The 15040-nt window shown below is 44.7% G+C and carries 12 protein-coding genes; 6 read left to right on the plus strand and 6 right to left on the minus strand.

Going from position 1 to position 15040, the window contains the following annotated elements:
• Positions 1-126 precede the first annotated feature (126 nt).
• The 4 genes from L2747_RS13620 to L2747_RS13635 all read right to left on the minus strand — a co-directional run bounded on the left by L2747_RS13620 (position 127) and on the right by L2747_RS13635 (position 3243).
• On the minus strand, positions 127-744 hold the full coding sequence (locus tag L2747_RS13620) for a nucleotidyltransferase family protein (RefSeq protein WP_248999569.1): 618 nt from the start codon (positions 742-744) through the stop codon (positions 127-129).
• An 84-nt stretch (positions 745-828) separates the two neighbouring features.
• Positions 829-1227, minus strand: coding sequence for a YbaY family lipoprotein (locus L2747_RS13625; protein WP_248999570.1), 399 nt, complete (start codon positions 1225-1227; stop codon positions 829-831).
• Positions 1228-1281: 54 nt separating this feature from the next.
• Positions 1282-2148 (minus strand): acyl-CoA thioesterase II, encoded by an 867-nt coding sequence (gene tesB, locus L2747_RS13630; protein ID WP_248999571.1) that lies wholly within the window; start codon positions 2146-2148, stop codon positions 1282-1284.
• A 159-nt stretch (positions 2149-2307) separates the two neighbouring features.
• Positions 2308-3243, minus strand: a complete 936-nt coding sequence (locus L2747_RS13635; protein WP_248999572.1) for an SDR family NAD(P)-dependent oxidoreductase — start codon at positions 3241-3243, stop codon at positions 2308-2310.
• A 332-nt stretch (positions 3244-3575) separates the two neighbouring features.
• On the opposite strand from L2747_RS13635, the gene L2747_RS13640 reads away from it, so the two are divergent.
• Positions 3576-4460 (plus strand): 1,4-dihydroxy-2-naphthoate polyprenyltransferase, encoded by an 885-nt coding sequence (locus L2747_RS13640; protein ID WP_248999573.1) that lies wholly within the window; start codon positions 3576-3578, stop codon positions 4458-4460.
• A 74-nt stretch (positions 4461-4534) separates the two neighbouring features.
• Here the strand turns inward: L2747_RS13640 and gndA are convergent, their stop codons facing one another.
• Both gndA and L2747_RS13650 read right to left on the minus strand, forming a co-directional pair.
• On the minus strand, positions 4535-6070 hold the full coding sequence (gene gndA, locus L2747_RS13645; protein WP_248999574.1) for an NADP-dependent phosphogluconate dehydrogenase: 1536 nt from the start codon (positions 6068-6070) through the stop codon (positions 4535-4537).
• A gap of 268 nt (positions 6071-6338) precedes the next feature.
• Positions 6339-8327, minus strand: a complete 1989-nt coding sequence (locus L2747_RS13650) for a propionyl-CoA synthetase (protein WP_283107294.1) — start codon at positions 8325-8327, stop codon at positions 6339-6341.
• A gap of 279 nt (positions 8328-8606) precedes the next feature.
• Here L2747_RS13650 and L2747_RS13655 point away from each other — a divergent pair, with 279 nt between their 5' ends.
• From L2747_RS13655 to L2747_RS13675, 5 genes are all read left to right on the plus strand, one after another.
• A complete protein-coding gene (locus tag L2747_RS13655) occupies positions 8607-9005 on the plus strand; it encodes a MerR family transcriptional regulator (protein WP_248999576.1) in 399 nt (132 codons plus the stop codon).
• A 123-nt stretch (positions 9006-9128) separates the two neighbouring features.
• Positions 9129-10298 carry an isovaleryl-CoA dehydrogenase gene (locus L2747_RS13660; RefSeq protein ID WP_248999577.1) on the plus strand — a complete coding sequence of 390 codons (1170 nt, stop codon included), beginning with the start codon at positions 9129-9131 and terminating at the stop codon, positions 10296-10298.
• A 101-nt stretch (positions 10299-10399) separates the two neighbouring features.
• Positions 10400-12007: a carboxyl transferase domain-containing protein gene (locus L2747_RS13665; RefSeq protein ID WP_220782460.1), complete on the plus strand. Its 1608-nt coding sequence runs from the start codon at positions 10400-10402 to the stop codon at positions 12005-12007.
• 58 nt (positions 12008-12065) lie between these two features.
• Complete coding sequence (locus L2747_RS13670) at positions 12066-12947, plus strand: enoyl-CoA hydratase-related protein (protein WP_248999578.1); 882 nt, start codon at positions 12066-12068, stop codon at positions 12945-12947.
• A 1-nt stretch (position 12948) separates the two neighbouring features.
• Positions 12949-15039, plus strand: a complete 2091-nt coding sequence (locus L2747_RS13675; protein WP_248999579.1) for an ATP-binding protein — start codon at positions 12949-12951, stop codon at positions 15037-15039.
• Position 15040 lies beyond the last annotated feature (1 nt).

Consider the following 15040-nt stretch of genomic DNA (forward strand, 5'->3'; position numbering starts at 1 on the left):
ACCATTTACAGCAAGAACAAATTGAAGAAGTCCCTATGGCAAGCGATAAAAAAGCCGCAAACAAGATCGTAACCGACTTTGTTTTCGATGCTATTTAATTAAAACCGTATGCTCATAAGTTCATCACTAGCCATTATCTCGCAGCTTTGGGTAGGTTTGCAACCATCCCTTTTGCGCCAACCTATGCTCGAACAACGCACGCTTAGCTTTGGGGTTGTGTTGTAATGACAGGTCAAACAAACAATTAAAATCAAACGGAGTATGCAAAACTAATTGCGTTGCCATTCCAGACACTGATGCTGGTATTGGGTTGCTTACTGATGATAAATATACGCCGCTGACTCCAATGGCGGTTTGCTTTTCAGGCCAGTAGCTCATGGCATTAAGGCTAGAGCTATATTGTTGATGACCATTGCGTAAATGCATTCTGGCTTGATTTTTCACTGACCATGGATAGATCGGAGCAATACGCTTTAACTCCGCTTCAATAGCTTTATCACGCTCAATAGATAAATCATTTACATCAAAATAGATAAGGTCGATATCATTGAGCGCTGATTGCAAACCATGTATTTTGTCCCACACTAAATTACGTACAAACCCCGCGGCTAACATCCAATCATTAAGCTTTAGCTGCTCAGCCACAATCAGCGCATCGATTCTGTATTCATCCTCAAGCAGCCACTTTATGATCAATGCTTGAAGCTCTATCTCATCCAGCGAATTGTTGTTTTTTACAGCCATAATGAGCCAACTCACCTCGAAATTAATACATAGTGCCAAATAAACAAAAAGGAGCCGAAGCTCCTTTTTGATATTAACATTGCCCTATGGGGCGGGCACTGCTTTCATCAGTACTTCAGTGGTGTATTTTTTATTACTAATTACCGGGAAACGGTCGTAGGTTTGAAAAATAACTTGTCCTTGGTATTGAATCATTGCTACCACACCATAATTGATGCTGTTATCAATAGTGTCCGCTGGTAGTAAAAACTTAAACGGTACTGGCGCCCTAACAATATCAAAGCTTTTTTGCGCAACAATGACCCCTGGTGTATCCAAGTCAATAATCGCAATGGTAATTGCACTTCCTTGAGGTAGCGCTAATCGCTCTAAATAACCTGCTGCGCCATTAACCACCACTGGTGGCTTTTCTTCAACTGTTACACAGGCCGTAAGTACCATTAAACATAAGAGCACTACGCTTTTTTTCATCATTGAAATCATTGCATTGATCCTTTATTCCCACATTAAATTTATGCTGCTTACGCTAAACAGGCGTTAGTCTTTTTTCGTCATTCGAATAAGGCCTTCTTGAGTCGCTGATGCAACTAATTCACCTTGTTGATTAAAGAAATGCCCTTTAACAAACCCTCTACCACCGCTAGCATTAGGGCTTTCAATGCTATAAAGCAGCCATTGACTGAAATCAAATGGACGGTGAAACCACATGGCATGATCAATCGTTGCCATTCGCATGCCCGGTGTCAAAAATGACACGCCGTGTGGCTGCGCTGCAGTCACCAAAAAATTAAAATCTGAAGCATAAGCTAACAAGTAGTCGTGTACGCATAAATTATCAGGCACTTTACCACTGGCACGCATCCACACATGACGTACAGGCTCACTAGGATTCGGTGCTATTGGATCACTTGGATCCACAAGGCGCATCTCAATCGGTGTATCGGCCATAAATTTTTCAAGCACTCGTGATGGCACTTTATCTCTTAGTGTCATAGCAAGTTCTTGCTGATTTAGCAGGCCTTCTGGACCTGGAACATTTGGCATCGTCGCTTGATGCTCATAACCTTCTTCAGCCGTTTGGAACGAGCAGGTCATGTAAAAAATCGGCCGACCTTTTTGAATTGCTTTAACTCTGCGAGCACTAAAACTACCGCCATCACGCATAATTTCAACGTCATACACAATAGGTAGTTTTTCATCACCGGCACGTAAAAAATAAGAGTGTAATGAGTGCACTTTGCGGTCTGGGCTGACAGTCTGTTTCGCAGCGCTTAACGCCTGCCCCATCACTTGACCACCAAACACATGTCCAAAACCTAAATCTTGGCTTTGACCACGGAAAAGACCCTCTTCAATTTGCTCTAAAGAAAGTAACGCTAGTAAATCATCTAATACTTGGCTCATTGCAACCTAAAACTCAACATATATTGCCTTAAGCTTAACTCAAGACTGTCATAGCTAGCCAGCTTTTAACCACGCAGGATCTGCAACAAATCCTAAAATAATAAATGCATTCTTAAGCGCCTCAGTTTTTGAGTTAAAGGCTTATCTGTTTGTAACTAGTTACTCAATTTGTATATGTCGTTGATTGGCGGATGCCTTTGCCCATGCAAGAACTTGTGCTTCACCGCTATCATGTGCAGTAAATGGCTTAGCATGATACATATCAGGCCAGCGCTCAGTAATCACTTCAGGCGTGCACTCTTCAGCATTAAAACGGCTTGGTGAAAACTCAACTAACGCAGTATGACTAATGCCACCTGCAGCAGCAGATAGATGCTGTCCAGAAGGGCTTTTGCAGCTACATAAGTACAGTGCAGTCGCAACCACTGTGGTTTTGGAAAATAACGGCCGTACGGCCGATGCTAGATGGTTGGCCGTCATCGAAGTTACGGCATGAGGGATAATACTGTTAACGGCAATCCCGTGTTCGCTGCCTTCAAGATGTAGACTATTTACGAGCCCCATTACCGCCATTTTACTCGCACTAAAACTAGTTTCGTACATGTCTCCATATACTGAGCTAGCACTGCTCATCAGTATACGGCCATAGCTTTGGCGTTTCATAATCGGCCATACAGCCTTAGTCATATAAAAGGTGCCATTAAGGTCAACATCTAGATGGTGTTTCCAGCTCGACTCACTCATTTGCTCAAACGCACAGGGATGGTGGATCCCAGCATTATTAATCAGGATATCGACCCGTCCCCAGCTTTGGATCACATGCTCAATCATGGCAGTAATATCATCGATACAAGTAACATCCAAGCTAAAAGACTTAAACTCTCCGCCAATCGCCTTTATGGCGTCACCACAAGTTTTTAAACCAGAGTCAGGTTCCAGATTTAACGCAGTATTTAAGCTAACATCCATTGTTTGAGTTGCTTCATTATCAATTAAAACAACTCTCGCTCCTCGCTCAGCTAAGGCTATTGCATAGGCTCTTCCTAAACCCGATGCTGCGCCAGTAACTATTGCGACTTGTCCCTCAAAACGCATAGCTTTAACCTCTAAGAATACCGTTTACCAAAACCGCAAGCTGCAAGCTGCAAGCTGCAATGTAGCTTCCCTATCTAAAGTAGACAAATCATAGTGTTCAGCTTTAGAAATATAATATTGCATACACTCCTGCCTACCGATGTGCGCTAGCTCAAACTTATTAAACGATAATAATGAAAAATAATTAAGACTTAGAAATTTGTTAACTTGCCCACTTTGTCATCAATAAAATCCACTTTTTAGAAGTTGTTAAATTTGCTATGCTATAGCTAATTCTTTTTATCTTTATGCCATCCTTCTTTGGCGTAAACCTCTGTAAGTAAATTTAAACCATGAATCCTTGGATACTTGCCATACGCCCACGCACCTTGCCTGCGGCGATTGGCCCACTGCTGGTTGGTAATGTACTAGCACTGCAGCTTGAACAGTTCAGCTGGTTCATTGCTGTAACCTCAATGCTTTGCGCACTCTTGTTGCAGATAGCTGTGAACCTTGCAAATGACTACTTTGACTTTAAAAGTGGTGTCGATACTGAAGAGCGCTTAGGCCCTGTTCGCGTAACTCAAAGCGGCATGCTAAGCCCTAACGCTGTGCGAAATGCGATGATACTATGCTTAGTGCTCGCGTTAATGGTTGGCTCATTCTTGATCTATCATGGCGGAATAGTGATTGCCTTTTTAGCTGCGGCAGCAATACTCGGCGCGCTTGGCTATAGTGGTGGCCCCTACCCACTTGCATCTCATGGTTTGGGTGAAGTTGCTGCATTTGTATTTTTTGGCTTAGTTGCCGTTGTTGGTAGCTACTTTTTGCAAGCCGGCGAAACAGCATCAAGTGCATGGCTATTAGGTAGCGCTATCGGCTTTTTAAACGCTGCGATTATGCTGGTTAATAACACCCGCGATATGGAAACGGATATTAAAGCAGGTAAAAAGACGCTGGCAGTACGTATGGGACTCGAACAGTCTCGTATTTTCTACCAGAGTTTTGTGTTCTTGCCATTTGCTATCATTATTGCGGGTTTCTTTATGGGCGCATTGCCTGGTCTGCCAGTCCTGTTAGCTGGCCTAGCCTTTATAATGGCAAGGACATTGAGCCGCGATTTTAATGAGGTAAAAGGCGCAGCCCTAAATCCACTGCTTGGGCGCACAGCCAAGTTAACCATGATATTCAGTGCGCTATTTAGTGCCGGTTTATTACTTGATATCTTTATTGGTTAACCCATTTTCGAGCAATAAAAAAGCCCATCAATTGATAGGCTTTTTTATTGACTGTTTTTTACCCTAAAATGGGGTTACACCTTATTTAAACTGCGATCACTGCTCCAGTTTAAGTGGTACTTCTCACCTGCAGGTTTGTCAGTACGCTCAAAAGTATGAGCGCCAAAATAGTCACGCTGACCTTGTAACAGGCTAGCTGGTAGCGTTGCGCTACGATAACTATCGTAATAGGCCAGTGCCGAGCTAATACAAGGTGCAGGGATCCCGCCCATAACCGCAGTCGAAACAGCTATGCGCCAATCATTTTGTTTGTCTGATAACCCTTTAGCAAACGACTCTGCCATCAACAAATTCTCAAGCTTGCTATCTTGCTGGTAAGCCTGAGTAATTGATTGCAAGAAAGTCGCGCGGATAATACAGCCTGCTCGCCAAATCTTGGCGATTTCGGCAAAATCTAATTGCCATGCTTGCTCTTTCGCTTGCATTGCCATCAATTGAAAACCTTGGGCGTAACAAGAGACTTTGGCGCAATACAGTGCATTTTCAAGCTGGTCGATAAAGGCTTGCGGATCACTAAGTTTAAGCGTTTCATTCGGGCCAGATAACAATTGGCTTAATTGTTGTCTTTGGCCTTTTTGAGTACTTATCGCTCGTGCATAAACAGCTTCGGCAATTGTTGGCGCAGGGCAGCCTATTTGCAAACTGCTTACCGCCGTCCACAGCCCGGTACCTTTTTGGCCTGCTTTATCTAAGATCATTTCAACCAGTGGCGCCCCAGTTAACGGGTCTGCTTGCTTAAGCACATCAGCACTGATCTCCATCAAGTAACTATTTAAGCTTCCTTGGTTCCAACGTTCAAATACATCGCCGACTTTTGCAGGGCTTAAACCTAAGCCTTGATTCAATAGTTGGTAGGCTTCACAAATCAACTGCATGTCAGCATATTCAATGCCATTATGTACCATTTTCACATAATGGCCTGAACCAGCAGGGCCAATATAAGTTGTACAAGGCTCGCCCTCGGTTACAGGGTTGCCGGGCTCAAAACGCTCAATAGGTAAACCGGTCTTAGCATCAACTTTAGCGGCTATCGCTTGCCAAATCGGCTCGATTCGATTCCAAGCAGTTAAACTGCCACTTGGCATTAAAGATGGGCCAAAACGCGCACCGACTTCACCACCAGAAACCGCGCAGCTAAAGAACAAAAAGTCCTTGTTATAACGCTGTTCACGTTCAACAGTATCGGTCCACAGACTATTACCAGTATCAATCACGATATCATCGCTTTCGATACCCGCTTCAATTAATGATTTACACACACCATCTACCGGTGCGCCAGCAGGTACTGAAAGCAGTAATACACGTGGTTTTTCTAGTTTAGATAACATTTCAGAAAGATTGTTACAGCCTAAAATCCGCGGCTCAGTGACTTGCTTTAGGTATTGTTTACGCTCGCGTTCTTCTTGCTGTACAGTGTCTTGCACTTTATGTTCATCAAGATCAAACGCCGCCACTTTATACTGGTTATCCGCTATATTCAGTGCAAGGTTCTTACCCATTACACCTAAGCCGATAACACCGATATCATAAAGCTGATTTTGGTTATTCATGTAGATTAGTTCCGTAGGTCACAGAGAGTTACCCATCTATTATTTTCTATAAGCGACAATAAAAATACTCACTTAATCAGATAATGGGTTTAATTTTGTTAGCGATTATACAGACTTTGGTAACTTAATTACTAGATAAAGGCTAACGATTACGCCAATCGCTTTAATCTAGTTCAAAAACAAAAAAGCTGAAACCTTGATTTCAGCTTTGTACTTTATGCATGGTATTTAGGGCTTTGCAGATCGTTCTGCAAAATGGATAATGCAATCACACATGAGCGTCTGCATAACCCATGCGGGTTAAGGTGTTACGCACAATATCTAAGGTCGCAGGATCTTCAATGGTGGCAGGAACATTGTAATTTTGGTTATCGGCAATGTTGCGCATCGTACCGCGCAAAATTTTACCGCTGCGGGTTTTAGGTAACTTTTGTACCGCACTCACTAGCCTAAATGCCGCTACTGGACCGATTTCTTGACGCACTAAATGCATTAATTGTTGATTTAATTCATCGTCATTAAGGGTTACCCCCTTCTTAAGTACCACTAGCCCCAAGGGGACTTGACCCTTTAAAGCATCTTTAACACCAATGACAGCGGCCTCTGCAACGGCTTCATGCTGACACAATACTTCTTCAAATCGACCAGTCGATAATCTGTGTCCTGCAACATTAATAATGTCGTCAATGCGGCTCATAATATATAGGTAACCATCTTCATCTTTATAGCCGGCATCACCTGTGAGGTAGTAGCCCGGATACATAGATAAATAACTGTCTTGATAACGCTGCTCATTTTGCCAAAGCGTTGTTAAAGTGCCCGGTGGCAAAGGTAATTTAATCACCACGTTACCTGACTCATTAGCACTAACTTCATCCCCCATGACATCAACAACATCAATCTGATAACCGGGCACCGCTAATGCAGGCGAGCCAGCTTTAACCTCAACCGGCGCGTAGCCCATCAAGTTCGCGGCCACAGGCCAACCGGTTTCAGTTTGCCACCAATGATCAATCACGGGCTTCTGCAGTTTATCTTCGGACCAGTGTAAGGTATCGGGATCGCAGCGCTCACCTGCCAAAAACACATTCTTCAAACCGCTTAGATCGATGCCTTGCAAGTAATCACCATTAGGATCATCACGTTTAATAGCACGAATCGCAGTCGGTGCGGTGAAAAAGCTCTTAACATTATATTTAGCAATAGTACGCCAAAACGCACCAGGGTCGGGTGTACCTATCGGCTTGCCTTCATACATAATACTGGTGGCGCCAACTAATAATGGCCCATACACAATATAAGAGTGACCTACTACCCAGCCCACATCTGATGCAGCCCAAAAAGTATCACCGCAATCGATATCATAAATGTGCTTCATAGACCAAGCGAGTGCGACCGCATGGCCGCCGTTATCTCGCACCACACCTTTAGGTTGACCTGTCGTACCCGAGGTATACAAAATATAGAGTGGATCCGTCGCATCAAGAGGCACGCAGTCGATATCTGGCGCGCTAGCAACTGCATGTTGCCAGTCTTGATCTCGCTGGGGTAAAAGCTCTGCTTCAAGCTGACTTCTATTAAGCACTAAGCAGTGCTCAACGTTATGACTGGCTTGTAAAAGTGCCTCATCCAGTAACGGCTTGTAAGCCACCACACCTGACGGTTCGATACCGCACGATGCCGATAAAATCAGTTTAGGCTTGGCATCGTTAATTCGGGTTGTTAGTTCATTAGCGGCAAAGCCACCAAACACTACCGAATGAATTGCACCAATGCGCGCACAAGCCAACATGGCAAACGCCGTTTCTGGCACCATAGGCATATAAATGACGACCCTATCACCCTTTTTAACGCCAATGGAATCCATATATCCAGCCAGTCTGCTTACCTGCGCTAGCAGTTCACGATAAGTGATACCATATTCACAATCCGTTACTGGGCTGACATATTGCAGTGCTATCTGCTCTCCCCTTCCCGCAATAACATGTCTATCAACCGCGTTATAGCAGGTGTTCATCTTGCCACCAGCAAACCAACGATAAAACGGGGCATCACTGTCATCAAGCACGCTGCTCCAAGGTGTTTTCCAGTCGATATTATGTGCAGCCTCCGCCCAAAATACCTCGGGCTGGTTAATCGACTTAGCGTGTAATTGTTTATGCTTTTGTTTCACAATACTGACTCCCTGTTTGCTTGTGCATGGCGATTTATCGCTCTTGTTGCGGGCGTTTTTTATTCTATTAAGGCTTAACCGCATTATGCTTCGACGATTAAAAAATCCCCATTAGACCTTAGAATAAGTAAGTGAACCACTTTTAAAACTAATAAAACAAAAAGACAGAATCACACTAAACCTTTGTTTAAATTAAAATAAACAATAAAAAACATAAAACAATGAAAGGCTAGTATTAGCTCTAGATTGGCTTGTGGAAACTGCAATTGACATGAAAAGAATGTGAGCTAAACCACACAAACTTTACCTTTACGTAAACTTCATATATCGTGCAGTAAATGTAAATAAATATGGTGTTTTTTGATGGCAGAAACTCAGCTTTCACAAACGACTTACTCAATCAGTGATTTATCAAAAGAGTTTGATATAACCACTCGTAGTATTCGTTTCTATGAAGACCAAGGTCTTCTTAAACCTAAGCGCCGTGGTCAAACACGGATCTACAGTCTCAAAGATAGAGTTAGACTGAAACTTATCCTTCGCGGTAAGCGTTTAGGCTTTTCACTGGCTGAAACTCGTCGTTTATTCGAGCTTTACGATGCCGATAAAAATAGCAGTAGTCAATTACACACCATGCTTGAGCTTGTAGAAGAAAAAAAAGTCTCATTGCAGCAGCAAATGGACGATATCAAAGTGGTGTTAATGGAGCTCAATTCTGCCGAGCAACAATGCCGTGATGCACTTGATAACAACCCTTCATAGGTAATAAGCCCAAAGAATTACTAAGCAAAATGAGTTAATAAAAAGCACTTATAAAACAATTAATAAGTATCACGGCAAAGATCAGTGAGCTTAAAACCAGACACATTGACAGGACACAAGCAAATGACCCAACTCTACACATCTCTAAACTTCGGCCTTGGTGAAGACGTCGATATGCTGCGTGATGCAGTACAAAGTTTTGCCGCAAACGAAATCGCTCCTTTAGCAGAAAAAACTGACCGAGATAACGCCTTTCCCAATGAGCTTTGGCCGGTGTTAGGAGATATGGGTCTATTGGGCGTAACCGTATCTGAAGAATATGGCGGCGCAGAGATGGGCTACCTAGCCCACGTAGTAGCCATGGAAGAGATCTCGCGTGCTTCAGCATCTATTGGCCTAAGTTACGGCGCCCATTCAAACCTTTGCGTTAATCAAATCAACCGTAACGGTAATAGTGAGCAAAAAGCCAAATACTTGCCAAAGCTGATCACCGGTGAGCATATCGGCGCACTCGCCATGAGTGAGCCTAATGCCGGTTCAGATGTAGTTTCGATGAAGCTGCATGCGCGCAAAGAGGGTGACAGATACATACTCAACGGCAACAAGATGTGGATCACTAACGGTCCAGATGCGCACACCTACGTGATCTATGCCAAAACCGATTTAGATAAGGGCGCTCACGGCATTACTGCATTTATTGTGGAACGTGGCTTTAAGGGCTTTAGCACCGCACAAAAACTCGACAAGCTAGGTATGCGTGGTTCAAACACCTGTGAGCTAGTATTTGAAAATTGTGAAGTCCCAGAAGAGAACATTCTTGGCGGCCTAAACAACGGCGTAAAAGTACTGATGAGCGGCCTTGATTACGAGCGTGTTGTCTTGTCTGGTGGCCCACTTGGCATTATGACGGCTTGTATGGATATCGTAGTGCCTTATATTCATGAGCGTGAGCAGTTCGGTAAATCAATTGGCCAATTTCAGCTAGTTCAAGGCAAACTTGCCGATATGTACACGGGGATGAACGCGGCAAAATCTTATATCTACAACGTAGCAAAATCTTGCGATCGTGGTGAAACGACCCGTAAAGATGCCGCGGGTGCAATTCTTTACTCAGCAGAGCTTGCAACCAAAATGGCGTTAGATGCGATTCAACTACTTGGTGGTAATGGTTATGTAAATGAATACGCTACAGGCCGTTTGCTACGTGATGCCAAGCTCTATGAAATTGGCGCAGGCACCTCAGAAATCCGTCGTATGCTAATCGGCCGCGAACTGTTTAACGAATCAAAATAGCCAGACCAAACAGGTCGACAAACAAGACATGTAAATAGCTAAGCATCAAGGCGGCTTGCTCTACGCCGCCTCACTCTGACAGCTTCAAAAGGATTGAAATTGTGACGCAACTAAGCAGCCGTATTAATGCACGTAGCGATGAATTCAAAGCCAAGTTTGATGACATGGCAACCGTGGTTCAAGACTTAAAACTTAAACTCCATCAAATTGAACAGGGCGGCGGTGAAGTCGCGCGTAACCGTCATCTATCAAGAGGCAAACTGCTGCCCCGTCAGCGGGTTGAAAAGCTGCTAGATCCCGGCTCACCTTTTTTAGAAATTTCTCAATTTGCGGCCTACGAGTTATATGAAGATGTCGTGCCAGCAGCTGGCGTTATCGCCGGTATTGGCCGTGTCAGTGGTGTTGAGTGCATGATTATCGCTAACGATGCCACTGTAAAAGGGGGCACCTACTACCCAGTAACCGTGAAAAAGCATCTGCGCGCACAAGATATTGCTAGCCGCTGTCATTTGCCTTGTATCTATTTGGTCGACTCTGGCGGTGCCAACCTGCCCCGCCAAGATGAAGTGTTCCCAGATAGAGACCATTTCGGGCGGATCTTCTATAACCAGGCGCAGATGTCTGCCAAAGGCATTCCACAAATCGCCGTAGTAATGGGGCTCTGCACCGCAGGTGGTGCATACGTACCAGCGATGGCTGATGAATCGATTATCGTTAAAGAGCAAGGCACGATATTTTTAGCAGGTCCACCGTTAGTAAAAGCTGCAACCGGTGAAGAAGTGACTGCTGAAGAGCTTGGCGGCGCTGAAGTGCATACTAAAATATCTGGTGTTGCCGACCATATGGCTCAAAACGATGAACACGCATTAGAGCTTGCTCGCAAAGCCGTGACTCGCCTTAACCATCAAAAAGAGATCGCAGCTCAGCTTAGCCCCGTAAAACCACCTAAATTTGATATCAACGAGTTGTACGGCATCGTCGGTACCGATCTAAAAAAACCATTCGATGTAAAAGAAGTGATTGCGCGCTTAGTGGATGACTCGGATTTTGATGAGTTTAAAGCTAACTACGGCAATACCTTAGTTTGCGGTTTTGCTCGCATTCATGGCTACCCAGTTGGCATTGTCGCTAACAACGGCATCTTGTTCTCAGAGTCGGCACAAAAAGGCGCGCACTTTATTGAGCTATGTTGCCAGCGTAAAATCCCGCTGTTGTTCCTGCAAAATATCACCGGCTTTATGGTGGGTAAAAAGTATGAACATGAAGGCATAGCAAAGCACGGCGCCAAGATGGTGACCGCAGTATCTTGTGCCAATGTGCCTAAGTTTACTGTGATTATTGGCGGCAGTTATGGCGCGGGTAACTACGGTATGTGCGGCCGCGCATTCGAACCAACCATGATGTGGATGTGGCCTAATGCTCGCATCTCGGTGATGGGTGGTGAACAAGCCGCTGGTGTATTAGCAACGGTCAAACGTGACGGCCTCGCCCGTAAAGGCGTTGAATGGTCTGAGTCTGATGAACAAGATTTCCGTAAGCCAATTGTCGAGCAGTATGACAAAGAGGGTCATCCGTACCATGCCAGCGCCCGCTTGTGGGATGACGGCATTATCGACCCAGCGCAAACCCGTGATGTTGTTGGTTTAGCCTTGTCTGCGGCGTTAAATGCGCCAATTGAAGACACTAAGTTTGGTGTGTTCCGTATGTAGTAGCTAAGCGCTACTTCAAATAGAACATCTACTTAGCTAAAACAATGGATCGATAATAATGAATAATCTAGCCACTAGCCAAACAGAACAACTCGCTGAGCAATTACAATTTGTAAACTGCTCCGTCGATAACGGCGTAGCGCAAATGGTGCTTGATCGCAGCGATAAACATAACGCCTTCGATGAAGTGATGATAAACGAAATGATCCAAGTATTGGAGCATTTTGCGGTTAACCCAGAGTGCCAAGTATTAGTGCTTAAGGCCAACGGTAAAAACTTCAGCGCCGGCGCCGATCTTAACTGGATGCGCAAACAAGCCAAGATGGATTTTGCGCAAAACTTAACGGATGCCAATGAGCTGGCTAAGCTGATGTCTGTGCTCGATAAATTTCCAAAGCCAACGATAGTCTTAGTACAAGGTGCCGCCTTTGGTGGTGCACTCGGACTTATTTGCTGCAGCGATATCGCCATTGCTAATGAGCGTGCGAGCTTTTGCTTAAGCGAAGTCAAACTTGGGCTTATTCCTGCAGTTATTAGCCCTTATGTGACTCGCGCAATGGGGCAACGCGCAGCGCGTCGTTACATGTTAACCGCTGAGCGCTTTGATGTGCAAAAGGCGCTTGAACTGCAAATTATCCATGAAGTAAATGACGATCTCGACGCTGCAGCGCAGCCGATTATAGCCTCATTACTAAGTAACAGCCCACAAGGCATGGCATGGGCTAAATCGCTGCTTTCAACTTTAGAAAGTGGCGAGATAAATCAACAGACATTAGATCACACCAGTGAGCGTATTGCCCGCATCCGTGTATCAGATGAAGGCCAAGAAGGGCTTAATGCTTTTTTTGAAAAGCGCACACCACAATGGCCAACTACGACCGACTTTAACGCGGCAACAAAAAATAATAACCAAAACGCCAGCGTGCAAGGAGCCAAATAATATGTTTACTAAACTGCTAATTGCCAATCGCGGCGAAATTGCTTGCCGCATCATCAGCACCGCAAAAGCTATGGGCGTGCGCACAGTAGCCTTATATTCAGATGCAGATATCAATGCACGCCATGTTGCCATGGCTGATGAAGCCTTTTACTTAGGCGGCAGTGCCCCGGCTGACTCCTACCTTAAAGGCGATTTAATTATTGATATCGCCAAGCAGTCAGGCGCGCAGGCTATTCACCCAGGTTATGGTTTTTTATCTGAAAATGCCGAGTTCGCACTTAAATGCGAGAAAGCTAATATCGCCTTTGTTGGCCCAAGTGCTACAGCCATTGACTCTATGGGCAGCAAAAGTGCCGCTAAAGAGATTATGGGCGCCGCCAATGTACCGTTAGTTCCTGGGTATCACGGCGATGCACAAGAGGATGACTTACTGGTTTCAGAGGCCAATAAAATGGGCTTCCCTTTACTGATAAAAGCGGCCTTTGGCGGCGGTGGTAAAGGTATGCGCATTGTTGAAAGTAGCAATGAAGTACTTGCAGCGATTAATTCAGCCAGACGTGAAGCGATTAGCTCTTTTGGTAACGACAAACTCCTGATGGAACGTTACCTGAGACAGCCGCGCCACGTTGAAGTACAAGTCTTTGCCGACAGCCAAGGTAACTGTATTTACTTGTCAGATCGTGACTGCTCAATTCAACGCCGTCACCAAAAAGTGGTTGAAGAAGCCCCTGCACCAGGTCTTAGTGACGCCCTTAGAGTGAAGATGGGGGAAGCTGCGGTTGCAGCAGCTAAAGCCATTAACTATGAAGGCGCGGGTACGGTTGAGTTTTTATTAGATACCGACGACAGCTTCTATTTTATGGAGATGAATACCCGTCTGCAGGTAGAGCACCCCGTCACCGAGCTGGTAACCGGGCAAGACTTAGTTAAATGGCAGCTAATGGTTGCCAGCGGTAGCGAATTGCCGCTTAAACAAAGTGAAGTAAAGATTACTGGCCATGCCTTTGAAGCTCGTATTTACGCTGAAGATCCGCAAAATGACTTTTTACCCGCCAGCGGCAAGCTCGACTTCTTACGTGAGCCTACACAAAGTGAGTTTGTGAGAATTGACTCGGGTGTACGTGAAAATGATGTGATCAGTAATTTTTACGACCCAATGATCTCCAAGCTTATCACTTGGGATGAATCACGTCCTCGCGCACTGCAGCGCTTAGTACACGCTTTAGATGACTATCAGATCAGTGGTCTTAAACACAATATTGAATTCTTAGCCAATATTGCTAAACACACAGCGTTTAAGGATGCCGACTTTAGCACCGACTTTATTGAACGTTATGGCGACTTACTGTTAACGCCGGCAACAGATGCGGCAGACGATACCAATACAGCGTTAAGTTTAGCGGCTCTTTATCAGCTATGCGCCCGTAAAAAACAAGCACAATTAGATGCAAGCATTAGCCATGATCCCTACTCACCTTGGCATCAAAATAGTGGCTTTAGGCTAAATAGCGCCAGCCAGCATCAGGTGGCGCTGTTAGATGACAATCATCAGATTAATCACCTTGATTTAATAGAAACTCAAATCGCAGGTCAGTCTCTATATCAGCTACAGCTTGATGATAGCTTAATCACGCTTTCGGGTGAATTAGTTGCTGAGATGCTGCACGCAGAGATAAGCGTACAAAAGCTTGATGCAGCCCAAACCGAGCAAATTAATAAAGCTAATGGTCATAAGCTCAAGCTTCCAGTTAGCCAAGTGGGCGATGACTTTACCCTATTTATCGACTCAAAAAGCTATCACTACCGCGCACTAGAATCAGAAGTGATTGAAGAGCAAGATAACCTTGAAGATAAGCTCAAAGCACCAATGAACGGCACGATTGTGACGCAACTTGTCGCTGTTGGTGATAGCGTCAAAGCCGGCCAAGGCATTATGGTGATGGAAGCTATGAAAATGGAGTACACAATAGAAAGCCCATTTGACGGCATCGTCAGCGCATTTTTCTTTGAAGCTGGTGAACTGGTGAGTGACGGCATGCTGTTAGCTGAAGTTGAGGCAACAGATACAGTGGCTAAAGAGGAAAGCGCATAAG

The organism is Shewanella marinintestina (genome assembly GCF_023283845.1).
GTDB classification, from domain to species: Bacteria; Pseudomonadota; Gammaproteobacteria; order Enterobacterales; family Shewanellaceae; genus Shewanella; species Shewanella marinintestina.